Raw genomic sequence first — 25,740 nt, 5'->3', positions numbered from 1 at the left:
AATCACTCAATTATTTCGTTTTTATCTCAAATAACTTTGGCCAGTGTTTTCCGGTAATGTAAATCGTGCCCTTCTTTTCGTTGTATGCGATACCGTTTAAAACATCGTCGTTCTGGTCCAGTTTGGCTCTTTCGGAGGCGGTGAGTAGATTCGGGAGTAGTAGGTCCTGTACTACTTCGCCTGATTCCGGGTCGATGATGACAATCCGGTCTGTAAGCCATTCGTTTGCCCAGATATAACCGTTTATGTATTCCAGTTCATTTAAGTTGGTTACCGGACCTTTGTTGTCGAAAACTTCCACGGTTTTGACAACGCTGAAGAGGTTCGGGTCCAAATGGTACAAGTTATGTGAACCGTCACTCATGACGAGTTTGTCGCCCATCGTGGTCAGTCCCCAGCCTTGCTCCATGGAGTAGTCGAATGTCGTTAACAGGGTGAAAGAGGCCAAGTCGTAAACGAACGCTTTCTGGGAAGTCCAGGTAAGCTGGTATATCTTATCCTTGTAAACCGTGATCCCCTCTCCGAAATATTGGCTGTCCAATCCCAGCATGGCGAGTGTTTTGTTGTTCTCCAAGTCGATCTTGCGCAGGGTGGATTGGCCTTTGATCCCGGTTCCCTCGTAGATAATGCCGTCTATATATACTAATCCCTGCGTGGAGGCATCCGTGGCATGGGAATAGGTTTTCATCAGTTGGTATTGAAGTGGTTGGGGTGCCTTATCCGGTTTCACGATAAAGGATTGGGTGGCTACCCCGCATTTGTTGTTGGGATGGAATGCGATCACTTTGAGCGTGTTGGTACCACATTTTTCTTTCGGGATTTTGAACACGAATTCCCGGGTTGCGCTGTCGAGCGTGGCAATCTGTTTCTGGTTGAAGAACAGGTGGGCGGAGTCTATTTTATAGTGCTTGTTGTTCGCGTATACAATTTTGAGTTCCTCGTTAAACCGACAGGTGTCGAATTTCATGGGATACACGAATTGCACGCTTTTCACGTATTTAGGTCCCGTCGTTTTGCGGCTTTGGGCGCTGTCTACCGTAATCTGGTTCTGGTCCCCTTTACTCTTTTTTTCTCCCTGACAGGCAGAGAGCAACAGGAGCGAAAGTAGTATGTAGTAGAGATAAGGCATAATGTATTATGTGATTTAGTGATTTATGATTTCGTGATTCTTGTGTTTACGATCAAGTGTAATCACTCCATCGTAAATCACTTCATCTGCAATCATTCAAGGCTCCATTCGTAACCGTCCTTCGTGTCTTTTATCTGGATGCCTGCGTTTTTCAGCTCGTCACGGATGCTGTCGGAGGTAGCCCAGTCCTTGTTTGCACGGGCGGTTTTGCGCACGTTCATCATAGCGTCGATCACCTTGCCTAGGGCTTGGTTGCTGGCGCTGGAGTCCTCTTCTCCCTTGAGGCCGAGGATGTCGAACACGAAGCTGTGGAACAGGTTTTTCAACATTTCCAAGTTTTCTGCGTTGATCTTTTCCGAGCCTGCCGCGATGGAGTTGATGATGCGGACACCTTCGAACAAGTGGGCGATTAATATCGGCGTGTTCAAATCGTCGTTCATGGCCTCGAAACAGTTCGTCTGTAAAGTAGCGATGTCTACCGTGTTCTCGTTGGACGCTTTCAACCTGTTAAGTTGTGAAACGGCGGCCATCATTCGCTCGTAACCTTTCTCCGCTGCCTTTAATGCCTCGTTCGAGAAGTCAAGCGGGCTGCGATAGTGTGCTTGCAGGATGAAAAAACGAACGGTCATGGCGGAGTAAGCCTGTTCCAGCACGTTGTTGTTGCCCGTGAAGAGCTGATCCAGCGTGATGAAGTTCCCCAGGGATTTACCCATCTTCTGCCCGTTGATGGTCACCATGTTATTGTGCATCCAGTATTTTACCGCCTCGTGTCCTTGTGCGGCCACGTTTTGGGCGATTTCACATTCGTGGTGCGGGAATTGCAAGTCCAAACCGCCCCCGTGAATGTCAAATGTTTCTCCTAGGTATTTCTGACTCATGCAGGAACATTCAAGGTGCCAGCCCGGAAATCCTACACCCCAAGGTGAGGGCCAGCGCATGATGTGTTCCGGGGAAGCCTTTTTCCACAGGGCGAAGTCAAATGGGTTACGTTTTTCCTGTTGTCCGCTCAGTTCTCTCGTGTTGGCAAACAATTCGTCGATTTTACGACCGGATAGTTTACCGTAGTGATATTTTTGGTTATAGCGTTCCACGTCGAAATAGATATTTCCCTCGCTTTCATAGGCAAAACCGTTTTCGATGATCTGTTTGATTAATTCCTGTTGCTCGATGATGTGACCGGACGCGTGTGGCTCGATGCTGGGGGGTAGCGTGTTCAGTTGCTCCATGTTTTTGTGGTAACGGTTCGAGTAGAATTGTACCACTTCCATCGGCTCCAGTTGTTCCAGTTTGGCTTTTTTGGCGATCTTGTCTTCTCCTTCATCCGCATCATTCACGAGGTGACCCACGTCAGTGATGTTGCGGACGTATCTTACCCGGTACCCCATGAATTTAAGATAACGGAACAACAAGTCAAAGGTGATTGCCGGACGGGCATGGCCCAAATGAGCGTCCCCGTATACGGTCGGTCCACAAACATATAATCCTACGAAAGGCGGGTTAATGGGTTCAAATAACTCTTTTTTTCGACTTAACGTGTTGTATATCGTTAACTTGTTTTCCATGATACTATAATGCTTTATTGATATGATTCAACAAAAGTAGAAATTTTCTCCTTGAAAATGACGGGAAAGGGTAAATTAATGCCTTATTCTTGTCATTCATGGTTTGTTTTCCGTTTGTTGTTACTTTAGTTTTTCTTGTATTTTAACGCTTCCGGGATGGCCTCTTTTAGTTTAGCAATCCGTTTTGTGTCAGCAGGGTGAGTGGATAGGAATTCGGGCTGTTTGCCTGTTGATGCGTTTGCCATACGGGTCCAGAAAGCGACAGCCTCATTCGGGTCGTAACCGGCCATGGCCATGAAGATCAGTCCCAAGTGATCCGCCTCGTACTCGTGTTTACGGGAGAAGGGGAGTGTGATTCCCACGTTGGTTCCCATACCTATCGCGGCAGCTAAAATGGCTTTTCTCGCATCACTTTGGTCGTGACCAAGGATTTCGGTGGCAGCGGCCTGCCCGTATTGTATGAGTGCCTGCTGGCTCATGCGCTCGTTGCTGTGGTGAGCCACGGCGTGGGCGATCTCATGCCCCATGACGACAGCGATTCCCGCATCATTCTGACAGTAGGGTAATATCCCCTCGTAGAAAACGACCTTACCTCCCGGCATACACCATGCGTTGGGTTCGTTGCTGGCCACGAGGTTGAATTCCCATTGGAAATTGGCAATCTGGTCTTGCAGCCCATTTGCGGCAAGATATTGTTCAACGGCTTTCGAGATCTTTGCCCCGACATTTTTGATCCGTTGTTTATTGACGGCATCGGTGGATAGCTTGTTTTCCTTTAAAAAACTACTGTATGAGGTTAAACTCATGGAGACCATTTGGTCTTCCGGGAATAGGATAAGTTGGTGTCTTCCCGTAAGCGGCACGGTGGCGCATCGGAAGAAAAGCAGAACGATCCCTACGATGAACGTAAGGCGTAAAATTGTTCTTTTCATAAGCTGAATAATTGAACGGTTATATTTTAAGTGCTAAAATATAATACGGATTTGATATTTGCAATGTTTGTTAAAGAATGTCGTTTAGATTATTCTACATGAAAATATGACTGTTCCTTGGCAAGTTCTAGATAAAGAGTCTTTGTGCCTTCGATTTGCTGGTAATGTTCTCCGACTTTATGGCAGAAGTTCCAGCATATTTTTTGAGGGTTGAAGATGATGGTTGCGTCTTCCGGGTAGGATTCGCACCATTGATTTACGGATTCTTTATATTGTTTACCTTGGAATAATGAGGCTGTCTCGTTTTCAATCATAAAAATGAATTGTGAAAAGCCGAGTAGTTGGAAGTTGTTGGAAAGAAGATAGTAGGTTTGTCCGTCCTTTTGCAAGGTGAATATCTTCTCGATCTTTACGTATCCGGTGGTATCAATGGCTGTGGTATTCCAACCGCCTTTACCGTTCTCGTAAAGGAGGAATGAATACAAGGGGTTGTATGACCATTCTTGAAAATTTATGACTCCGACTTTGTGGTCTGCAGAGGCTACGTCAGCTAATAAATGTACATCCGGACATAGGCGGGCTGCTTGTTCGAGAAAACGAAAGAAGAAGACTGTTTCTTCGGTTGTCAGCTCTTCACCTCGATGGTTTTGGCGGTAGCCTAATTCATGTCGCATGAGTTCCAAGGCTGCTTGAACCTCTTCTGCCGGGTAGTATTTACGTTCTCCTATTTGGTATTTTTGTAGGAGTGCTACCGTGTGTATGACTTTTTGCTGCTCGGTGGAATCTGTGTGATAGGGAATGAAGAAACCTTGTTGTTGTAAGGAATCGAAATATGCCGTGAGATTTTTAGGTGCCGTGCTTTCTTGTATTGGGCCGTGTAACAGAAAGGTTTGTTCCAGTTTTTGTTTATTTTCCGAGCGATTCCGATTTGAGTTACATGAAATAATCAGGGCTGAGCTCAAGATGAATAGTAAAAGTATCAAGGGTCTCATGGCTTATATCTTTTTTTAAACAAGCAGTCCGACAACGGACTGCTTGTTTAATGTTTGAAATGATACTTTAGTTCAATTCTGCCAATTGTTGTTCAATGGCTTTGATTTTTGCTTCGGCATCAGCTTGTTTTTTACGTTCGTTCTCGACAACCTGTGCCGGGGCTCCACTGACAAACTTCTCGTTCGAGAGTTTTTTCATCACGGATGCCAAGAAGCCTTGGGCGTAAGCTAGATCAGCTTGCAGTTTGGCTCTGACTTCTTCTGTGTTGACTTCTCCTACTGCGGGGATGAAGTATTCAACCGTGTCGCAGATAAAGCTCCATGCTCCTTTTACCGTGTCGTTGACCATTTCTACATCTTGGATATTACCCATTTTACAGATAATACTCTCGAATAGTAGCGGGTAGCGGTCATTACTTTTCACTCTTAAAGAAATCGCATCCTTAAAGGCAATGTTGTTTTGCTTGCGAATCGTGCGGATTCCGGCGATCACTTCTTTCGTGTTTTCAAAGGTATTCAAGAAGTTTTCGTCGTATTTTCCGGGGATTGGCATCACGGAAACCATGATACTTTCTCCGTCTTTCCGCTCTCTCAAGTTCTGCCAGATCTCTTCCGTGATGAACGGCATGAACGGGTGAAGTAATTGTAACATTTCCTCGAAGAGGTAAATGGTCTTATCATAAGTGATCCGGTCAATCGGTTGCTCGAATCCCGGTTTGATGATTTCCAATAACCAAGAGGAGAACTCATCGCGGAATCCGGTGTACACGGTCATAAGAGCCTCGGAGATCCGGTATTGCTCAAATTGGGTGTTCAAGGTTTCTTTGCACTTGTTCAAGTATTGTTCGAACCATTCAAGAGCTAATTTAGAATGCAAGGGTTGTTCCAGGTCTGCGACTTTCCAGTTGCTGACTAGGCGGAATGCATTCCATATTTTAGTCGTGAAATTACGTCCTTGTTCCGGAAGACTTTCATCAAAAAGAAGGTCTCCCCCGGCGGGTGCGCACAATAACATGCCAACCCGTACACCGTCTGCCCCGTATTGGTTGATCAGGTCAATTGGGTCCGGAGAGTTACCAAGAGATTTGGACATCTTGCGATGCAGTTTATCTCGAACGATTCCAGTGAGGTACAGGTTCGAGAACGGTTTCTCGTGGCGATATTCATAACCGGCCATGATCATTCTTGCCATCCAGAAGAACAGAATATCGGGTCCGGAAACTAGGTCATTTGTCGGGTAGTAATAGTTAATATCTTCATTGTCCGGTTCCAAAATGCCGTTGAACACGGAGATAGGCCACAGCCAAGAAGAGAACCAAGTGTCCAAACAATCTTCATCTTGACGTAACTGATCTGCCGGGATGTCTTTGCCGAATTTCTCCTTCACCAGTTGTACTGCTTCCGTGGGTGTTGCGGCAACCACATAGTCGTTGCTATCCGGCAGGTAGTATACCGGAATCTGGTGGCCCCACCACAATTGGCGGCTGATACACCAATCTTTCACGTTCTCCATCCAGTAGCGATACGTGTTCTTGTATTTTGTCGGAGTTAGGAGAATGTCATCGTTCATCACGGCATCCAATGCTGGTTTGGCCAGCTCCTTCATTTTCAGGAACCATTGCATGGATAGCTTGGGTTCTATAACCACGTTAGTCCGCTCGGAATACCCCACCTTGTTATTATAGTCTTCTATTTTTACAAGGTTACCCGCTTTTTCCAGTTCGGGAATGATTTCTTGACGTACAACAAAACGATCTTTCCCCACGAAAAGTTGAGCATTCTCGTTTAATGTACCGTCATCGTTGAAAATATCGATGGTTTCAAGATGGTGTTTATAACCGATCTCGTAGTCATTGATGTCGTGGGCCGGGGTGATTTTTAATGCTCCGGTACCGAATTCCATATCCACGTATTCGTCCTGAATAATCGGGATCACACGGTTTACCAAGGGAACAATACATTTCTTGCCGGCCAGATGACGGAAACGCTCGTCATTGGGATTCACGCACACGGCACTATCACCCAAGATCGTTTCCGGGCGGGTCGTGGCAATGATGATATATTCATCCTCCGTCCCTTCAATACGGTAACGTAGGTAATATAATTTGCTATGCTCTTCTTTGTAAACAACCTCTTCATCGGATACGGCTGTTTTGGCCGATGGATCCCAGTTAACCATCCGGACTCCTTTATAGATAAGTCCTTTGTTATACAGGTCGATAAATACCTTTATCACGCTGGCGGAACGAATCTCGTCCATCGTGAAGCAAGTTCTGTCCCAATCGCAGGATGCTCCCAATCGCTTTAATTGTTCGAGGATGATCCCCCCGTGCTTTTCAGTCCATGTCCAAGCGTGTTTTAAAAACTCATCCCGGGAAAGGTCCCTTTTCTCGATGCCTTCACTTTTAAGTTTGGCTACCACTTTGGCTTCCGTGGCAATGGAGGCATGGTCGGTTCCCGGAACCCAACAAGCATTTTTACCCAGTAAACGGGCGCGTCTGACGAGTACATCCTGTATCGTGTTGTTCAGCATGTGTCCCATGTGCAGGACTCCCGTGACGTTAGGTGGCGGGATTACAATACAATACGGAGTTCTCTTTTTATCAACAGTGGAATGGAAAAATCTATGTTCCATCCAATATTGATACCATTTCTCTTCGCTCGTTCGCGGATCATAGTTTGTTGGGATCATTTTAATTCAGATTAAAATTATATATTCGTAAAAAGGCTGCTTTGTCGAGCAGCCTTGTTTTTTATTCTTCTGATTTTCTAAGTCTTCTTCCTTTTTTCTTTTGTGCATCAAGGAGAGCTTCAAGGTCTGCTTTTTGTTGCGAACCGTCGTAGTCACAGATGTATTTATCGATGAGAATACGACCACAGTACTCGCAGACGATGATTTTCTTCCGAGAACGGATGTCTAACTGTCTCTGTGGCGGGATTTTGTTGAAACATCCACCACACGCATCACGGTCAACGGTAACAACGGCTAATCCATTGCGGGCGTTGGAGCGGATACGGCGATATGCCGTCAATAGACGTTCGTCGATGGTAGCAGCAAGTTCTTCTGATTTTGTCTGTAAAGACTCTTCATCTTTGTGTGTTTCATTGATGATGTCATTCAGTTCGCCTTTTTTAGCTTCTAGATCAGATACTTTATCTTCATAACGCTTTTTGGATTCTTCCATCAGCGCTTCTTTTTCTGCTTTTGCTTTTTGAGCCTCCCGGATTCTCTTTTCCTGTAATTCAATTTCCAGTTTCTGGAATTCGATTTCCTTGCTTAAAGCATCGTATTCGCGATTGTTGCGAACGTTATCCAATTGTTCACTGTATTTTTTGATCGCTTCCTCGGCTTTCTTGATGTCCATTTTCCGAGTGGAAGAGGTTTTGTCAAGTTCACCTAATTCAACCTTCAAGTTTTCGATACGTGTTTCCAATCCCGCGATCTCGTCTTCAAGGTCTTGAACTTCTAACGGTAATTCTCCCCGTAGAGTCTTGATTTTATCGATCTCGGTGTCAATTCTTTGTAATTCATACAGGTTCTGCAGTTTTTCTTCAACTGTCAGTTCTTGCATTTTCTCATTGTTATTCGTCACCATATATTATAAATACTTAATCGGATTTGTATTAATCTCAGAAAACTGAACCGCAAATTTAGATATTTTTTTTGTAAGTATCTCATAAAATATCTCTTTTGTGAATTGTTCGCTTTCGTAATGGCCAATATCGGCAATCATAATGCGGTTTTCCGTGAGGAAAAAGTCGTGATATTTGAAATCCCCGGAGATGTATATGTCGGCCTGTCCGGCTAGGGCCTGCTTGAAAAAGGAGGCTCCGGCTCCGCCACAAACAGCCACCCGTTGTATGGAGGGCGTGTGAGGTGTCGTGTAACGTAACCTATCACACCGGAATATTTCTTTTACTTGCTGCAAAAAAGCCATGCTTTCAACGGGTTGTTGTAACTTGCCGATAATCCCGAAGCCGTTACCGGCCATCGGGTCCCCTTCCGGTTGAAGAACCTGCCGATGGTACAGGTCTAGTTTATCTGCCATACGTCCGCTTACACCGTTGGCTACCACGTCCATGTTCGTGTGTGCGGCGTAAATAGTGATGTCGTGTTTGATGGCATCGATCACGCAACGCTCCACGTAAGTTGCCGGAGTGATATGTTTTAGCCCGCTGAAAATGAGTGGATGGTGGGAAATAATTAAATTGTGTCCCTTATCAATCGCTTCCTTTACAACCTCTTCGGTAACATCAATACATAGTAGTATGGATGTTAATTCCCGTTCCGGGTCCCCGCAAAGTAATCCGGAATTATCGAAACTTGCCTGAAGTTTTAACGGGGCATAGTCTTCTATGAGCGAAATAATCTCTTTTATATACATATTTGGAATTTAAAATTTAGAATTTAAAATCTAAATTATTACGGTAGCTGGTTTTTGATGGATAACAGCTCGTCCTTAATTCCTTTCAGGCGTTTTATGACCTCGAAGTGTAATTCCGTTTCGTCTTTCCGGTTCTTGAGTTGTTGCTGGGCTCCTTTTAGTGTCATTCCTTTTTCCTTGACCAGATGGTAGATCAGATGGAAATTATCGACATCCGCTTTCGTAAATTGACGATTCCCTTTTTTGTTTTTGTGGGGTTTAATCACGTCGAATTCTTTTTCCCAGAACCGGATCAGTGAAGTATTGACTCCGAACATCTCGGCTACTTCTCCGATAGAATAATACAACTTTAATGATTCTTCAGCCACCATGGTTTAATTGAAAATTGAAAATTGAAAATTGAAAATTAGCTTTTCAAGTTTCGTTTTTCGGTGTTATACATTCATTTAGAATTCTAAATCTAAAATTTAAATTGGATCAGTCCATGCTTTGTCCCGTGTTATTTGCGGTCTCCACTAACAACTCGAACTCGTCGGGGGTGAGATCGTTGAAATAAAAGTTTATGGGATCTATCGGCTTGTCATTTTTCCGTACTTCATAGTGTAGGTGAGGTCCCGTGGATAGTCCGGTGTTGCCCAAATATCCGATAACGTCCCCTCGCTTGATTTTTTGGCCTTTTTTAGCCAAGATTTTATCCATGTGGGCATATAGCGTTTTGTAACTGAATCCGTGGTCGATAACCACGTGACGGCCATATCCCTTATCAAATTTACTTTCGATAACTACACCGTTACCTGTTGCGTAGATTGGGGTCCCGATGGTACCCGTGAAGTCCATGCCAGCATGGAATTTCGGGGTCTTGTAAATAGGGTGCATCCGGTAGCCGAATGAAGAGGTTACCTGATGTGTATTTTTGTCTTTTAACGATACCGGAAGGATAGCTGGAATGGAGGCTAACATGTCGATTTTGTTTTTGGCCAGTTCTTCAATCTTGTCAAAGGATTTGCTTTGAATATAGATTGCTTTTGATAATTCATCTATTTTCTTGGCAGTCCCGATAATCAGATCCGCATTGTCGATTTGTCTCAGATGTTCGTACTGGTCGACCCCCCCGGAACCTGCCCGGCGAATGGATGATGGGATGGGATCGGTTTCGAAAATAACCCGATAGATGTTGTCATCCCGTGATTCCATGTCTTTTAGGACGTTGTCCAGATGTTCTACTTTGTTACTTAATAGGCTATATTGAGTAAGAACTTCCTCGTATTTCCGTTTTAAAAGTTTTTCTTTTGGGGAATCAATGAAAGCATATACCAAGTATAGCATGACAATAGCCAAGGAGAAACTGGAAAAGAATTTCTTGAATAATCTCCAAAGCCTTTTTCTTAAAGATGATTCTATTTTATCAAAAGATAATGTGTCCGAATTAAAATGATACCCTGCTTTTCGCATAGTTGCTAATAAAAAATAGTGTTTGCGATGCAAAGTTAAAGAAATAATCTAAATTTGCAACTTGGTAAACAAGGCAGATCAAAGTGATAGCATGATCATCCCGGTTGAAATGCGCTTGGTAGGAAAGATGTCAGAAAGGGATCTGAATTTCTTTTCGAGCGAGGATTTGGGCAATAAGCATGGAGTTGATAGAGAGTGAAAGACAGAATCTGCGTATGTCATTTTTAAATTTAGAAGGTATGAAATCAGCAGAAATCAGACAGAGATTTTTAGATTTTTTTGAGAAGAAATCACATACAATAGTACCATCGGCACCGATGGTGATCAAGGGGGACCCTACTTTGATGTTCACGAATGCTGGAATGAATCAATTTAAAGATATAATTTTGGGAAATGTGCGTCCGAAGGCAACCCGGGTGGCAGATTCTCAGAAATGTTTACGTGTTTCCGGAAAGCACAATGATTTGGAGGAGGTGGGACATGATACCTATCATCACACGATGTTTGAGATGTTGGGCAACTGGTCGTTCGGTGATTATTTCAAGAAGGAGGCGATTGCTTACGCTTGGGAGTTCCTTACGGGAGAGATGGGGTTGGATAAAAATCGATTGTATGCAACCGTTTTTGAGGGAAGTAAGGATGATCGTTTAGAAGAAGATAAAGAGGCGTTGGAGTATTGGAAATTGTACTTGCCTGAAGATCGGATTCTGTACGGGAATAAAAAAGATAATTTCTGGGAAATGGGAGATATGGGACCTTGTGGACCTTGTTCGGAGATTCACATAGACTTGCGCTCGGAGGCAGAACGGGCATTGAAACCGGGACGTGAACTAGTGAATAAGGATAACCCGTTAGTGATCGAGATCTGGAATCTGGTGTTTATGCAGTATAACCGTAAGGCGGATGGTAGTTTGGAGAATTTGCCCAGCCATCACGTGGACACGGGGATGGGATTCGAGCGTTTGTGTATGGCCGTACAGGGAAAGACGTCCAATTATGACACGGATGTATTTACTCCGATCATCGGGGAGATTGCTCGATTGAGTGGAAAAGAATACGGGAAGGATGCGGCTGCGGATGTCGCAATGCGGGTGATTGCAGATCACTTGCGTACGATCGCATTTTCAATTACAGACGGGCAGTTGCCTTCGAACGTGAAAGCCGGTTACGTGATCCGGAGAATCTTACGTCGGGCTGTTCGTTATGCTTATACATTCTTGGATCAGAAGGATGCATTCATGTATAAGTTGGTGCCGGTGTTGATTGAGGTTATGGGGCAACATTATCCGGAACTCTCTTCCCAGCGGGTATTGATTGAGCGGGTAATACAAGAAGAGGAAAATGCCTTCTTGCGTACATTAGATAAAGGTATTAAGTTGTTGGATAAGATTATTGAGAAGACCAAGGCGGAAGATTTTTTGACTGTACCGGGGAATGTGGCCTTCGAGTTGTATGATACTTATGGGTTCCCGTTGGATTTAACCGAGTTGATTTTGAAGGAAAACGGATTGGTGGTAAATCGTCGAGAGTTCAAGGCCGAGATGGAAGCTCAGAAAGAACGTTCTCGTTCGGCTGCAGCTGTAAGCACAGATGATTGGGTGGAATTGATTGCTGATGATACTCAGGAGTTCGTGGGATATGACTACACGGAGACGGAAGTGCAGATTACCCGTTATCGTCGGGTGAATACGAAGGGGAAAACGCTTTATCAACTGGTGTTTAATATAACCCCATTCTACGGAGAGAGTGGAGGACAGGTCGGTGATCGTGGCTGGTTGATTTCAGAAACAGAAAAGATTAATGTTTTAGATACCCATAAAGAAAACGGGTTGACTGTTCATATAACAGATCGTTTGCCGGAGGATTTGACGCAAGTGTTTACGGCCAAGGTGGATTTGGACAAGCGGATTGCCACGGAAAACAATCATACGTCAACCCACTTGTTGCATTACGCTTTGCGGAAAGTGCTGGGAACACACGTGGAACAAAAAGGATCATACGTGAGTGATGAGTATTTGCGTTTCGACTTTTCACATTTCCAAAAGGTGACCGACGAGGAGTTGGAGCAAGTGGCTGCCATCGTGAACCAGGAAGTTCGTAAGAACTACCCATTAGAAGAAAGTCGAGCTATACCTATCGGGCAAGCCAAGAAAATGGGCGCAATGGCCATCTTTGGAGAGAAGTATGGAGATTTGGTGCGTGTGGTGAAATTTGGGGAATCTGTGGAATTGTGTGGAGGTACACATGCCCATGCCACGGGGCAAATCGGGTTTTTCAAGATTATTTCAGAGAGTTCCGTTTCAGCCGGGGTCCGTCGTATAGAAGCCATTACGGCAGCGAAGGCGGAAGAATATATCTTGAATTATTTCAAGATGATGAAGGAAATCGACAGTATGTTTAAATCTAATCGTGGTGTATTAGAGAATGTTAGAGAATTGTTGAACGAAAACGAGGGGTTGAAGAAAGATGTGGAAAAATTCACGCAAGAGAGTTTACGAATCATGAAAGAAGGGTGGAAGAACGAAAAGCGTGTTATCCGTGATATTAACATGATTGTGAAGACGGTTATGATGCCTCCGGCCAACGTGAAAGATATTGCATTCCAGTTAAAAGGAGAGTTGAATAACCTTATCTTGGTGATCGGTGGCGTATTTAACAACAAACCTCATTTGACCGTGATGTTCAGCGATTCTCTGGTGAAAGATTTCGGATTACACGCCGGACAAATCGTTAAAGATGCGGCAGTGGAAATTAAAGGTGGTGGTGGTGGACAACCATTTTTCGCAACTGCCGGAGGATCAAATCCCGATGGGGTTAGTAAAGCTTTGGAAAGAGCCGAGAAATTGATTTTGGATAAAATTCATTAGTTTTTGGTACAAAATTTGTGTAGCCTTTTATATATTAATAAAAAATTATACATTTGTTTTGTGAAAAAGGAAGTGAACTAATTTGAGTATTACAATAAAAATTAAGACGAGTATGAAAAAAACATTAGGTTTTGTTGCCGTTGTTGCCTTATCTGGGTTAATAACTGTGTCCTGTTCTTCATTGAATAAAATGAAGAAACGTGCAGGAGAAATCACGTATTCTGTTACTCCGGAGACATTAGTGGCTAAAGGAGGAATGGTTGATTTGAAGATAGACGTAACTTTCCCGGCTAAATATTTTAACAAAAAAGTGGCTATTGAGGCTACCCCTGTATTGCGTTTCAAAGGAGGAGAGAAAGCTTATGAAATGAAAGCTATCCAAGGTGAGAAAGTTCAGGGTAATGCAGAAGTGATTCCTTACGAAACTGGTAAGACCGTTTCTTACATGAGCCGTATTCCTTACGAGGATGCAATGAGACTTTCTGATTTGGAAATCGATATTACCGGGGCAAAAGGCGCTAAAACCGTGAAATTCGATCCGAGAAAAATTGGTGATGGTGTGATTGCTACTGAAACTTTAGTAGTAAATGCTCCTGCAACTTCAGTCGGAGAGGATAAATTCCAACGGATTATCAAACAACAAGAAGAGGCTGCTATCTATTATTTGATTAACTCTGCAAACATTCGTTCTAAAGAAATGACTTCTGAGGAAATGAAAAAGTTAGAGGCTTACATCAAAGAAGCTGCAGCTAAAGAAAATATGAACTTGAACGGAATTGATGTTAGATCATACGCTTCTCCTGATGGTGCTTATGACTTCAACGAGAAATTAGCTAACCAACGTGAAAAGAGTTCTTCTACTTTCTTGAAAAAACAAATGAAGAAAGGTAAAGTTGATCAGTATAAAGACGAGAACTTCTTCAAGAATTTCGTTGTAGCTGAAGACTGGGACGGATTCAAAAAAGCTATGGAGGAATCAAATATCCAAGATAAAGAATTGATTCTTCGCGTTTTGTCTATGCACTCTGATCCGGAAGTAAGAGAAAGAGAAATCAAGAATATCGCCTCTGCTTTCGCAGTTGTTGCTGATCAGAATCCTTCCGAAATTAAGAAGATCTTTGTTTGTTGTAAATACTGAATTGATTGGTAAGTCAGATGATGAATTGAAAGCTTTAGCTAAATCAAGTCCTGCAGAATTGAATGTTGAGGAATTGCTTTATTCTGCAACTTTATTCGATAACAACAATGACAAATTGGCTATCTATGAAACTTGCATGAGACAATTCCCGAATGACTGGAGAGGTTTCAATGATGCTGGTATGATTCAATTTGAAATGGGTAATATCGCTGCTGCTCAATCTAATTTCAATAAAGCTAACTCTATGTCAGCTAACAATCCGGTTGTTCAAAACAACTTGGGTGCAGTAGCTTTGAAGAATGGTGATTTGAAACAAGCTGAAATTTATTTCGGTGCTGCTACCGGTGCTGGTGACGAAGTTAACTATAACAAAGGTATCGTGGCTATTAAGAGTGGTGACTATGCTGCTGCTGTAAATTATTTCGGTCAATGCAATTGCGTGAATGCTGCTTTAGCTAACGTGCTTGCTGGAAATAATAACGAGGCATTGAAGAAATTGAATGCTGAAAACAAAGAATGTCCGATGTCTTATTACTTGAAAGCTGTTATTGGTGCTAGAACCAATGATGCTACTGCAGTAATCGAGAACTTGAGAAAAGCATGTTCTTTGGATGGTTCATTCAAACAATTGGCTGCAACCGATATGGAATTTGCAAAATTCTTTGAAAACAACGACTTCATTGCAATAACAAAATAATTATCTGTTAAGATATGCAAAAAGGCAACCATGCGGTTGCCTTTTTTATTTACCTTTTTTTTAACACATAGTTTTTTGCTGAATATATATCTTTGTATTCTAAAAATTAATGTGTTGACGCATGAGGAGTTTTGTAGGTATAATAATTATTATTCTTTTCGTTGCTTGTACCCGTAATAAAAGCGTACAAGTGTCGGGCCGGGTAGAGACGGGTGATACTGTTGTTTATTTTCAAGTAAATGATAGCCTTCATAAGTTTCGCTTGGATGAGAAACATTATTTTTCCGGTAAGATAGAACTGGAAAAGGGTACCTATGCTCGTTTCATTCCTTATTCAATTCAAGTTTTTTTAACACCCGGAGAAGATTTAGAAATCAGTATGAATAACGTGAGGAATGTGTCCAATTCCTTGCAGTTTAAAGGTACGTTGAGTGCGATCAATACTTATTTGAAGGAACAACAAAATCGATATCATATTTATGATCCTAATTTATATAAACTGAACGAAAAGGATTTTGTGAATAGGATGCGGGAAAATATTAATACTAGTATCGTTTTGTTAGAGGCAAAGAACTTGGGAGAAGAATTCACAAAGCAGGAACGGGAACGGATTAGGTATCGTGTTGCAGAACAGGCAATACATTATCCTCGTAGTCATGTGGCTTTTGATACATTGTATAAACCGGGAGCATTGTATGATAATTTCGTGTCCGAGTTTGACATTAATAACGAAGATATGTTAGCTTTTGATAGCTATCAACGTTTTGTTTTGACTTATATTTATTACAAGGGACAAAACTTCAGTATGCGTCGCTTGGTTAATTATATCCGCTCAAATGTCAATAGTGTAAAGGTTCGGGATTATTTATTATCCGAGGTTGTTTATAATTATTTTCAGGAAAACGGGTTAAAAGATGCCGATTATTTATTGGCAGTATGTTGGAATGAAGTGTCTGACACCAGTAAAATGGTGAAGATAAAACAACTGGTAGATCGCTGGCGTAAGCTGTCTCCGGGGGCTACCGCTCCGAATATTTCTTTACAGGATAGTGACGGGAAAGCATTGTATTTAAAAGATTTGAGGGGTAAATTCCTATATATATATGTTTGGGCTTCTAGCTATGGAGAGATGGATAAGGAGGTTCAGGCTGAGTGGACAAAGCTTGTTGAAGAGTATAAGGATAAGAATATTCTTTTCGCTACTTTTTGCATGGGGCCTTCCCAATGGCTGGGACAAGTAAAAAGTCTCCCCGGAGAACATTATGTCGTAAACAACACGTATGCTTTCTATTCTCGCTATATGGTTACTGTAATGCCCCGCTATATGCTGATTGATCCGGAGGGGCGAATTGTCGATGTTGATGCACCGAAACCATCAAGCTCTGCTAAATTACTTTTAAGAAGTGTGGGGTTATAAATTTTTTTGTATATTTGTCCATGTTTACAGGGGGTAATATTGCTCGCTGTGATGTATGGTTTATTATAAGAGCTTGATAAAATAACAGATGAAATTTACATTCATGGTAAAACATGGATGGGAGATAAAACTTATTTATTATGAAAAGATTTAGTTTATTTTTAGTACTTGCCACACTTTTGTTCTGTGCATGCGATAGTGATACGGTAAAAGTACGGGGAGAAGTAGAAGGACTGAACGGAACTGTAAAATTACTGGCAGAGATGCCGGGCGAACCGGGTTTGACGATTTTGGCTCAACAAGAGGTGAAAGATGGTAAAATAGATTTAAGAACAGATCAGTTTAAAATCCCGGGAAGAGTATGGGTTGATATTGATGGAAAGGCTACGGTTGAGGCTATTCTGGATACAAAAGATATGATCTGGATCAAAGGTAAAATCAAATTCCCGGATCAAATCGAAGCTGATGGTTCTGGTTTGATGGATGAGTACAAGGAAATCAAGAAAATGTACAAGGAAAGATTTGGTGAAGATATTGCCAAGATCGACAAGCGTATCGAGAAGATCAGCAAGAAAGAGAAACTTTCCAAGGATGACGAGGTTATGTTGGGTATTCACCAGTTGCAAAAACAACGTTTCCTGAAAAAACAAGCCAATTGGACAAGAGATTTGATTGTTGCTAACCCGCGTAAAGAAATTTCTTTATTTTTGATTAAAGACCAGTTAGTGGATAGTTTGGATTTGCAAAAGAAACTGTTCAACAAAATGACTGTTGAAAATAAAGAAAGTAACATTTATAAAGTGTTAGAGAGCAAACTGAAATAAAGCATAAAACCATTATGGTGGTTTTAATTTTCCCGTTTTTATTACTTAGTTGTTTTTTAGAGGTACCTTACCCGGGTACCTCTTTTTCATGATATTTTCTTTTCAAGTCATTGCATGATGAAATAAAAAATGCTATTTTCGCTGATTGTATATGGCAGCTTATGATTAAAAAAATAATAATCAGAATATTATCTATCATTATGCTTATCGCTTTTATTGCGGTGGTGAGCGTGCAATGGATTTGGATGAAATACAGTATGCGGGAAGGTGAGGCTCGTTTCACCTCAAAGGTGTACGATGTTTTAGGGAAAGCTGTCAATCTGGTCGAGCAAACCAATAATATCCGTCTTTTTAATGATTTGAAAGAACGCTACACGCAGGTGGAGGAAGTTATTTCTACAATGAATCATGCTCAGGATTCTGTATTGGCGGATGAAGACCCGGGCAATAATGGAATCTCTCTTTTTTCGCTTGCCTTCTCTAAAGGTAAAGTTGGAGAAGGGCAGGGAGGGAATATCTCTAGTATGTTGAGGATTTTTATGAATCCGGGAGGACGGATGGGTCCCGGTTATATCTTGGAAACTGACCGGGATAATAATATCCTTTATCAAGTGATGCGTTCTGCGACATCGGAGGCCGAAAGATTAGCCGATTCATTAGAGCGCCAGCGAATGATGGATCTGGTACGGGAGTTTGTAATTCGTTATTTGAGGGAGAAAGATCCGCAGATGGCGCAGGTGGAGAAACGCTTGGAGAATGTTGATTTGAATCCTTACTTGAAAGAGGAAATGATCAACACGGGAATTGATAACCCGTTCACGTGGAAGATTATGACCCGGGAGCAGATCGTACAATATATCAAGGAAAAGGGAACAAAAGGATTCTATTACGTGGAGTTGTTCCCCAATGACCAGACCACGAAAGATGCTAACCTGTGTGTGATGTTTGATACGAGAGATTCTCTTTTCTATAATAATATGGGATGGATGTTTATCGCTTCGGGTTTTTGTATTATCGGTTTGATGAGTGTGTTTATTATTACGATCGTGATTATCATGCGGCAGCAGAAATTGTCCGTGATCAAGAATGATTTTATCAATAACATGACACACGAGTTCAAGACCCCGTTGGCAACGATTTCACTGGCCACGTCTGCTATTGAGAAAGAAAAGGTGTTGAACGATCGAACACAGATATTGAAGTTTAATTCAATGATCCGTAACGAGAACGAGCGGATGAATAAATACGTGGAAAGAATCTTGTTGCAGGCTAAGCTGGACCGGAGAGAAGTACATTTGAAAAAAGTTCCTGTAAACTTGAACGTGTTGGTGGATGAGGCCGTGGAACATTTCAGACTACAAGTCGAAGAGAAGGGAGGAGTAATTCGAGCTGAGCTAGATCCGGAAGGTTATGTAATATCTGCGGACGAGGTACATATGTTGAATGTTGTCTGTAATTTGATTGATAATGCCATCAAATATTCCCATGATTCGTTGAATATATACATATACACGAAACAGGAGGGTAACCGTTTTATTATTGGAGTTCGGGACACAGGAATCGGAATTCCGAAAGAGGCGCAGGACAAGGTGTTCAAACGTTTCTATCGGGTGCCTAGCGGGAACGTGCATAACGTGAAAGGGTTCGGATTGGGATTGAGCTATGCGAAATCGATCGTGGAATTGCATGGTGGAGAGATCCAGTTAACCTCAAAGAAGAATAAGGGGACTCAAGTAGAGATTATTTTTAAAATGGAGAGTTGAAATAGTAAATATATAAATAAATAGATATGGGACATAAAATACTCTTGGTAGAAGACGATCCTTGTTTCGGGTCGGTTCTGAAATCTTATTTGGAGTTATCCGATTACGATGTGATACACTGCACGAACGGAGTCGATGGCTTTGAAGCATTTCGTAAGGAAAAGTTCGATTTGTGTCTATTGGATGTGATGATGCCCGAGATGGATGGTTTTACTTTAGGAAAGAAAATCCGGGAGCTGGACGTTACGGTACCTTTCGTGTATATCACTGCTAAAAGTATGAAGGATGACATGAAATTAGGTTACGAAATTGGGGCAGATGATTATATTGTTAAGCCGTTTGATTCCGAGTTGTTGATCTTTAAGATTAAAGCTATTCTCAGTCGTTGCGAACACGAGGAAACAGAAGTAAAACCTAAATTGATCGAGTTGGGAGCTTACCTGTTTAACACGGAGTTGCGTACGATTACAAAAGGTGATGAAGTTATCAAGTTGACCCCGAAAGAGTCTCGTTTGCTGGAATTATTATACTATCATCGGGATGGCCTGTTACAACGGGATAAGGCGTTGAACGAGATCTGGGGAGCCAGCGATTATTTTACGGCCCGTAGTATGGATGTTTACGTGACCAAGTTGAGAAAATATTTTAAGGATGATCCAGCAATCAAAATTGAGAATGTACACGGATCAGGTTTCCGTTTAATTCTGGAAGAAAAGTAAGATGATTATAAAAAGAAAAGTTGAGGATCAAATCCTCAACTTTTCTTTTTATCTATTGAATGGTGACACTTCCCGCATCGCTGTTCGCTGAATATTGTGGAGCATAGACACATTGTAATGTGGCAATACCATCTTGATAAGTTCCTCTTTGGGCGATCCACACCGTGTACTCGAACACGTGCGTGCCTTTAGGAAGAAAATCAAAGAAGAAATTTGTTGCAACATCCGTGGTTTCTTGGTAGTAACCAAGATTATCTTGCCAGCGGTTACCCGAGAGTTGTTCCGTGGGTTCGAAGCATCCGGCTCTCAGATCTTTCAGATGTACGAATTGCATATCTTGATCATTGGTTACTGTGATACGGATGCAAATTCGGTCTCCGACCTGTAAATTCTGTCCTGTCAGTGGTGTCAATGTATTTCCATTATCACCTTCTTTCTGGATGAAGAGATCTTTCTTCACGGAGATTTCACCTGAATGACTGGTAATCTTGTCTAATTTCTCAAAGTATTGTAAATATAAACCTCCCCAACTTGCTTGTTGCCGTTTCTTTGAAAGGGTTACGTTCATCATCTTCGGGGTAATTTCTTTACCCGTGAAAGTCTGCTTGATGTAACCGAGCGTTGTTTCTTCCGGGGAGATGTTCAAGTTCTTGTTTCCGAGTTTGACGCTTAGATCTTCCGGAGAAGCTAATTGATTATTGCCAGTGAGTAACAAGGCATAAACGGCATCTACTGTGGTTGGGGTTGATCCCCAGCTTTGAGTTTGTTTCTGGCGCAGTAACCATTGTTTCATTAATTCCGTGTCCGTGGAATTACCTTCAATTTCCCGGAAAGCGCTCATGACAGCCACGTGGGTTTGAATGGCGGAATTCGTGAACAGGCTAGAACGGTTGTTTGCCCAGTACATTCCCATTTCGGGAGTTATCGTGGAATATTCTTTCAGAGAACGAATGATTTGTTTTGCAATATCCGTTTTCCCGTAACGTTCCATGGCAATGGCGGTCAAGGCCTTTTCGTAAAGGGAAAGTTGTGTCCATGACGTCTCCAGTTGATTGAGATAATACTTGTGAGCTTCCAATGCATTTGTTAATGGAATATCCCGGTATGCGCTACGTGTGTACAGGTACAATATCTGAGAATATCCGGCTGTCTTCACGTGTTTGTATGATTCCTGTATTTGTTTATCCAGAAATTGTAGTGCTTTGATCTGCATCTTTTTCACCTGCTCCGGGTGACTTGTGATATTTAGTGTTACAAGTCTTGCCATGGCTTCAAGCACGTTTTCTGTCATGAATGTGCTGGAAGTAAATCCTTTAAACCAAGACCACCCGCCATCTTCATTTTGTAGTTCGGCAAGTTTGTTGATAGCCTGTTGCGAAATGTAGTTTTGACGGTTGACATCCAAAAGTTCTCCAAGGGAACGCATCTGTTGGGTTTCATTCTGGGCTTCGGTTACCCAAGGTGAAAGTTGCAACAGGATAGATTTCAATTCCTGGTTCTTTTCTAGCGGAGAGGTCAGTGCTGCGTCTGGTTTCTGCATCCATTGCCGGATGGTATTTGTGATTTGCGGGTTTGCGTTAGCAATAGCCGTGGCAAGTGTACTGACATAATAGGATGCCGTGATCTCCGTTACGTTGTCTGTCTGGGGCGTGTTTATTGTCGGTAATGCCAATACCGCGTACCATATCGGATTGGCCGTGAGTTCCAGTGTCAGACGGTACGGGGTAACACCTTTCGGGGCATTCAGCTTGAATGTTTGTTGCCCCTGTTGGTGCGTGAATATAGGTAAAGTCTGGGTAACTAGGGTTGCATCGGGAACCACGGGTAGTACATGCTGTTCTCCATCACTGAATTCCGAAGAAGAAGCAACAATACGGCACCCGAGTAAATCCATGTTTTTCGGGGCGGTGAATTCAAAACTGATGGTTTGATTTTCCTCAGCCTTCACGTTAAATGCAACCTGTTGTTTGCTGACTACGGCGTTCGTAGAGGGAACAAATAACTCAAGGTAAGCTTCTCCTTGTTGCTCTTCCGGTGTGAGATTGTTGATCGTGGTTTGTAACACGACTTTATCACCTGTACGTACAAAGCGTGGTAAGTTCGTGTTGACCATAAATTTCTTGCTTGTAACGACGAATTTTTCAATTTGTCCGAATTGCATGGTCGGTGTGTGTGCCAAGGCCATAAATTTCCATGTAGTGTTTGATTCCGGTACTGTAAATTTGATTACCACGTTACCGGTCGAATCTGTCAGGAGCTGAGGGAAGAAAAAGGCTGTTTCTTGGAAATTTTGTCTGATTTCCGGGGAAGCAAGTTCGCCGGCTACAAAGGCCTCGTCTCCGGATTCTTTAAAAGAAGATAAGCCTCTGATGTAGAATCTCGTGTCGGAATTACTTAAGTTGGAAACTCCTGCTACTTTTCCGAAAGCAACAACCGCTACGTCTTCTGTCGTAGATTCTTCCGCTAAGGCTCCCGGTACTCCATCGTATCCTCTTACCATGATCTGTGCCTCGTTAGAGAATCCAAACTGATTTAGGCCATATAGATTTAATACATCATATTCAAATCTGGGGACATTTGCCCATTTGATGCGTTCGCTTAAATAACCGTTTAGCGGATAGGTAGTATATCTCCATCTGGGGGGCATGCTATAGGTGGAATAGACGGGATTGAAGTTCCAGCGATGTGAATGGATTTTATCCAGCGAGGCATCGTACATACTTGCCATCATTTCAGCTATGACAGCTTTTCCTTGTTCTGTTTTGACCACAAATGACCATTCTTCTTGTTGTCCGGGGGTAAGGTGATCCCGGAATGTTTTCGTGGTAATATCCAGTTGTTTGCTTGTTTCTTTACGAGTTAAAGTAATGTTTTCTAGGAAGAATTTGTTATCCTTTATGTAACTGATAAAGACATCTGCTGTTGGGCCGTAAGTTTCCTTGTAAGGAATAGACAGCGTTGTATAGGAATTGTTCAGCATGAAGCGTTTGCGTTCCATGAATTTCTGATTGGAATATACCTCATATAATACATATACTTCTTTAGCGGACGAACCCACCAGAATTTTGGCATCTTCGCCGGGGACACATACCGTTTTCTCTTGCACGCACCAATAGTAAGTTGGATAGGGAGGACGTTTGTCTTGAGTGGAATACAGATAGACGATTCTTTGGTAAGTAATATCTTTATCGTTTCCTGTCCCTGTAAATTTCAACAAGTATGCACCGGAAGGCAAGGACGACAAGTTCATTTCCAGTTTTTTGTCTTCTCCAGTCGTGAACGTTCCTTCTCGAACTTTTTTGTCAATGGGTGGATTCCCTTCGTCGTATTGCTCTCCTAACTTTTGTAACGGTTTAAGAAAGAATAGTTCGTATGTGATATTTTCTGTCAAAGGATAACCGAGTTGATTTTGGGTTGTAACCAGAATCTTACTTGGAAGATCTTTATTGATTTCAGGGGTTATGAGGGAGTTTAACTGATAACGTTGATTTGTGATGATAATCGGGTATTGTGCTTCCTGAGTTTCCCCGTTGGACGTTGTAATCGTGACGGAAACTGTGTAAGTTTCGAATCCTCTGTATATTGTAGGTGTATTGGGTGATTCTTTCGTTTGGAAAGAAATTTCAAATTCTCCTTTTGCATTCGTTTGTGTTTTTCCTGTTGCAATCGTATTTTCCTGAAGGCTCCAATCAAAAGTACGGGTTTGTACGGTATAGGTAACCTTGCTATTTTCGATGTTGACACCGGAATAAGTTTTGGCAATACCGGAAACGGTAAGCCGGTCCCCTAATTTATAGGCATCCTTTAGCGGGGTAAACGTGATCTCGAATTTCGGACGTTTGTACTCTGCCACGGTGATCATTTGGCTACCTCCATCGGTAGAGATGATAAACATACCATTCAATACTTCTTTGGGCAAGGTGAACTTTCCAGCGAAGGAACCGAACTTGTTTGTCCGGACTTCTTGTTCCGCGATAACCTGTTGATTCACGTCTTGTAAAGTTACCGTGTAGTTTTTCCCGACAATCGCTTTGGATGCGTTTTGGGTGGCTTCCCAACTGATGCCGCTGAAATATACTATTTGTCCGGGGCGGTATATTGCCCTGTCCGTGAAAAGGTTTACCGATGATGATCGCTCATCCGTACGGCCAAAGTATTGGTAGGGAAGGCGATTTATCGTGCCGTGATTATCTTCTCCCAAGGTTACTTGGTAATAATTGTCAGGATTGGATTCATTCAACGTGGCAATCCCGTTTCTGTCGGAAGAAAATTCTCTCGCGAGACTGTACTTTTGTCCGTTTCTCTTGTAGATTTTTACTTTTGCGCCTTCGATGGGTTTCCCGCTGATGAGATCACAAACGAGGACATTATAAGTTGTTTCTCCCGTTTTACGGGCAATGGTAGATAGATGGCTGGAACTGAAATAGGATGAGTCCGCTTTGGAATTATTTGCGTAAGACACGGTTAACTGGTAGCGTCCCGTGTTAGGTACGGGAAGTCGTAGAATCGTGTCCTGAGAATCCAGTCGCTTGGGAAGACGATACGTGTGAGTCGATATTTTTTCCAGTTTCGGAACTCTTTTGTTCAAATTCAAGTATTCCAGAGTGGGTTCCGTGATTTTGTACAGTGAGATTGAAATCTCTGATAAGTTTTTGAAGGATAGGTTCACCTCTTGTTTGTGTCCCGGGTACACGTTGGGATTTATAGAATAAGATAGGGTAGTTTGGGTGATTTCCTTGGCTAATTGTTTTAAAATGTCTATCCGGAAATACTTGGGAAACTGACGAATACCGCTATTACATATATCTAAGGCTTTTTGAGTATCTCTATTACTTGAAATATAATTTCCTTGGTAATAATATTGGGCAAGTTTGTAAAGAATTTCAACTTTGTAAGGGTTCTTGCTATATTGTTGTGATAATTGTTCTAAAGCCTGAATGTATAAGGAATCGTTCAGACTTAAACCGATGATATTGTTTGCGTACTCCAAACGGTCCAGATCGGAAATAAGAATGGCATCCGTGCGTTGAGCCGCAATTTCAGATTGTAATAACGATTGATAAAGTTTGAGCGTGTTTGAATAAGCATCCATCTTTTTTACCTCGATGGGCATTTGGACAAATTCCTTTACCGGGGCGAACAGTAGTTGCTTGTTCGTGAGCAGTTCCTGTCTATCGTAACGAGAAATAGTGTTTAGAATGTCAATACTGCGATACACGAGAAAATCGTACATCGTTGGGCGAAGTGCCGGAGAGTTTTTCCCGAGTATAAGAATTTCTTTATAGGTAAGACAATTTACCTCGGAGAGTTGGGCTTGGGCTTTTACCGCGTCCAGTGCATGTTGGAATATTTTTTCTCTATATATGTTACCTGTCCATTCTGCCATATTGCGAGGTATGTAACCCGTGATTGGTGTCCTGCGATTGATCTTGCCTCGCTGGGTATCGAAGTACATTTGATAAAGTTCTGCCAATAACGAGTGGAGAATGCTTTTTTCAACAATATTTTGGTCTGTTTCAATGTATTCTTCCAAGTTTTGCAACATGGGAGGAATACTGTCCATGTCAATCAAAGATTGGTATTTGATCTGGCGGATTAATGATTGAATCAGTAGCGGAGAGTTTTTTTCTTTTATTGCTTTCTGATAATCCTTTTGTGCCTCGATTAAGGCTGTTTTCGGTGCTGCCTCGTTCTCTTTGTCGGAAACATCTCGTTGTCCGAAAGCGACGAGTGCGCCGAATAATAATACCGTGATAATAAGTAATCTTTTCATCATATCGTGATCTGTTTAATTATACTTTTCCTTTCTATGTTTATTCGCAATTCCCGGAGGAAATGTTATTACATAGATGCGGGGAGAACA

The 25,740-nt window shown here is 42.2% G+C and carries 17 protein-coding genes; 7 read left to right on the top strand and 10 right to left on the bottom strand.

Going from position 1 to position 25,740, the window contains the following annotated elements; all coding sequences use genetic code 11:
* Positions 1-10: 10 nt before the first annotated feature.
* From R8806_RS11675 to R8806_RS11635, 9 genes are all read right to left on the bottom strand, one after another.
* The gene (locus R8806_RS11675) at positions 11-1,129 is read right to left on the bottom strand and encodes a glutaminyl-peptide cyclotransferase (RefSeq protein WP_124316797.1); all 1,119 of its coding nucleotides are present in this window, start codon (positions 1,127-1,129) and stop codon (positions 11-13) included.
* A gap of 92 nt (positions 1,130-1,221) precedes the next feature.
* The gene (cysS, locus tag R8806_RS11670) at positions 1,222-2,691 is read right to left on the bottom strand and encodes a cysteine--tRNA ligase (RefSeq protein WP_124316796.1); all 1,470 of its coding nucleotides are present in this window, start codon (positions 2,689-2,691) and stop codon (positions 1,222-1,224) included.
* Positions 2,692-2,816: 125 nt separating this feature from the next.
* Positions 2,817-3,623: a M48 family metallopeptidase gene (locus R8806_RS11665; RefSeq protein ID WP_124316795.1), complete on the bottom strand. Its 807-nt coding sequence runs from the start codon at positions 3,621-3,623 to the stop codon at positions 2,817-2,819.
* Between the two features lie 89 nt (positions 3,624-3,712).
* The gene (locus tag R8806_RS11660; protein ID WP_124316794.1) at positions 3,713-4,615 is read right to left on the bottom strand and encodes a hypothetical protein; all 903 of its coding nucleotides are present in this window, start codon (positions 4,613-4,615) and stop codon (positions 3,713-3,715) included.
* A 67-nt stretch (positions 4,616-4,682) separates the two neighbouring features.
* Positions 4,683-7,307 (bottom strand): valine--tRNA ligase, encoded by a 2,625-nt coding sequence (locus R8806_RS11655; RefSeq protein ID WP_124316802.1) that lies wholly within the window; start codon positions 7,305-7,307, stop codon positions 4,683-4,685.
* A 61-nt stretch (positions 7,308-7,368) separates the two neighbouring features.
* Complete coding sequence (locus R8806_RS11650; protein WP_087419705.1) at positions 7,369-8,211, bottom strand: zinc ribbon domain-containing protein; 843 nt, start codon at positions 8,209-8,211, stop codon at positions 7,369-7,371.
* A gap of 3 nt (positions 8,212-8,214) precedes the next feature.
* Positions 8,215-9,000, bottom strand: a complete 786-nt coding sequence (locus tag R8806_RS11645) for a Nif3-like dinuclear metal center hexameric protein (RefSeq protein WP_124317815.1) — start codon at positions 8,998-9,000, stop codon at positions 8,215-8,217.
* Between the two features lie 38 nt (positions 9,001-9,038).
* Entirely contained in the window at positions 9,039-9,371 is a 333-nt protein-coding gene (locus R8806_RS11640; RefSeq protein WP_124317814.1) for a MerR family transcriptional regulator, read from the bottom strand.
* 106 nt (positions 9,372-9,477) lie between these two features.
* Positions 9,478-10,452 carry a M23 family metallopeptidase gene (locus R8806_RS11635; protein ID WP_027200388.1) on the bottom strand — a complete coding sequence of 325 codons (975 nt, stop codon included), beginning with the start codon at positions 10,450-10,452 and terminating at the stop codon, positions 9,478-9,480.
* A gap of 239 nt (positions 10,453-10,691) precedes the next feature.
* Between R8806_RS11635 and alaS the strand changes: the two genes are divergently transcribed.
* The 7 genes from alaS to R8806_RS11600 all read left to right on the top strand — a co-directional run bounded on the left by alaS (position 10,692) and on the right by R8806_RS11600 (position 19,877).
* Positions 10,692-13,319 carry an alanine--tRNA ligase gene (alaS, locus tag R8806_RS11630; RefSeq protein WP_124317813.1) on the top strand — a complete coding sequence of 876 codons (2,628 nt, stop codon included), beginning with the start codon at positions 10,692-10,694 and terminating at the stop codon, positions 13,317-13,319.
* A gap of 112 nt (positions 13,320-13,431) precedes the next feature.
* Positions 13,432-14,457, top strand: a complete 1,026-nt coding sequence (locus R8806_RS11625) for a hypothetical protein (RefSeq protein WP_317715689.1) — start codon at positions 13,432-13,434, stop codon at positions 14,455-14,457.
* A complete protein-coding gene (locus R8806_RS11620; protein ID WP_317715687.1) occupies positions 14,438-15,154 on the top strand; it encodes a tetratricopeptide repeat protein in 717 nt (238 codons plus the stop codon). The genes R8806_RS11625 and R8806_RS11620 overlap by 20 nt, the downstream gene beginning before the upstream one ends.
* Positions 15,155-15,275: 121 nt before the next feature.
* Positions 15,276-16,571: a TlpA family protein disulfide reductase gene (locus tag R8806_RS11615; protein WP_124317862.1), complete on the top strand. Its 1,296-nt coding sequence runs from the start codon at positions 15,276-15,278 to the stop codon at positions 16,569-16,571.
* A gap of 140 nt (positions 16,572-16,711) precedes the next feature.
* The gene (locus R8806_RS11610; RefSeq protein WP_124317861.1) at positions 16,712-17,395 is read left to right on the top strand and encodes a hypothetical protein; all 684 of its coding nucleotides are present in this window, start codon (positions 16,712-16,714) and stop codon (positions 17,393-17,395) included.
* A 161-nt stretch (positions 17,396-17,556) separates the two neighbouring features.
* Entirely contained in the window at positions 17,557-19,158 is a 1,602-nt protein-coding gene (locus R8806_RS11605; protein ID WP_229783008.1) for a sensor histidine kinase, read from the top strand.
* A gap of 26 nt (positions 19,159-19,184) precedes the next feature.
* Entirely contained in the window at positions 19,185-19,877 is a 693-nt protein-coding gene (locus tag R8806_RS11600; RefSeq protein ID WP_087419711.1) for a response regulator transcription factor, read from the top strand.
* A 52-nt stretch (positions 19,878-19,929) separates the two neighbouring features.
* Here the strand turns inward: R8806_RS11600 and R8806_RS11595 are convergent, their stop codons facing one another.
* Positions 19,930-25,653, bottom strand: a complete 5,724-nt coding sequence (locus R8806_RS11595) for an alpha-2-macroglobulin family protein (RefSeq protein ID WP_124317736.1) — start codon at positions 25,651-25,653, stop codon at positions 19,930-19,932.
* Between the last annotated feature and the right edge of the window lie 87 nt (positions 25,654-25,740).

The sequence above is a fragment of the Butyricimonas faecihominis genome, from assembly GCF_033096445.1.
Classification (GTDB): Bacteria; Bacteroidota; Bacteroidia; order Bacteroidales; family Marinifilaceae; genus Butyricimonas; species Butyricimonas faecihominis.
Note: the sequence above shows the minus strand (reverse complement) of the source record. Positions and strands in the feature narration are given on the sequence as shown.

Bases quoted from the DNA above. Each gene is read 5' to 3' on its own strand.
- R8806_RS11675 (WP_124316797.1), bottom strand. From the start codon at position 1,129: ATGCCTTATCTCTACTACATACTACTTTCGCTCCTGTTGCTCTCTGCC.
- cysS (WP_124316796.1), bottom strand. From the start codon at position 2,691: ATGGAAAACAAGTTAACGATATACAACACGTTAAGTCGAAAAAAAGAG.
- R8806_RS11665 (WP_124316795.1), bottom strand. From the start codon at position 3,623: ATGAAAAGAACAATTTTACGCCTTACGTTCATCGTAGGGATCGTTCTG.
- R8806_RS11660 (WP_124316794.1), bottom strand. From the start codon at position 4,615: ATGAGACCCTTGATACTTTTACTATTCATCTTGAGCTCAGCCCTGATT.
- R8806_RS11655 (WP_124316802.1), bottom strand. From the start codon at position 7,307: ATGATCCCAACAAACTATGATCCGCGAACGAGCGAAGAGAAATGGTAT.
- R8806_RS11650 (WP_087419705.1), bottom strand. From the start codon at position 8,211: ATGGTGACGAATAACAATGAGAAAATGCAAGAACTGACAGTTGAAGAA.
- R8806_RS11645 (WP_124317815.1), bottom strand. From the start codon at position 9,000: ATGTATATAAAAGAGATTATTTCGCTCATAGAAGACTATGCCCCGTTA.
- R8806_RS11640 (WP_124317814.1), bottom strand. From the start codon at position 9,371: ATGGTGGCTGAAGAATCATTAAAGTTGTATTATTCTATCGGAGAAGTA.
- R8806_RS11635 (WP_027200388.1), bottom strand. From the start codon at position 10,452: ATGCGAAAAGCAGGGTATCATTTTAATTCGGACACATTATCTTTTGAT.
- alaS (WP_124317813.1), top strand. From the start codon at position 10,692: ATGAAATCAGCAGAAATCAGACAGAGATTTTTAGATTTTTTTGAGAAG.
- R8806_RS11625 (WP_317715689.1), top strand. From the start codon at position 13,432: ATGAAAAAAACATTAGGTTTTGTTGCCGTTGTTGCCTTATCTGGGTTA.
- R8806_RS11615 (WP_124317862.1), top strand. From the start codon at position 15,276: ATGAGGAGTTTTGTAGGTATAATAATTATTATTCTTTTCGTTGCTTGT.
- R8806_RS11610 (WP_124317861.1), top strand. From the start codon at position 16,712: ATGAAAAGATTTAGTTTATTTTTAGTACTTGCCACACTTTTGTTCTGT.
- R8806_RS11605 (WP_229783008.1), top strand. From the start codon at position 17,557: ATGATTAAAAAAATAATAATCAGAATATTATCTATCATTATGCTTATC.
- R8806_RS11600 (WP_087419711.1), top strand. From the start codon at position 19,185: ATGGGACATAAAATACTCTTGGTAGAAGACGATCCTTGTTTCGGGTCG.
- R8806_RS11595 (WP_124317736.1), bottom strand. From the start codon at position 25,653: ATGATGAAAAGATTACTTATTATCACGGTATTATTATTCGGCGCACTC.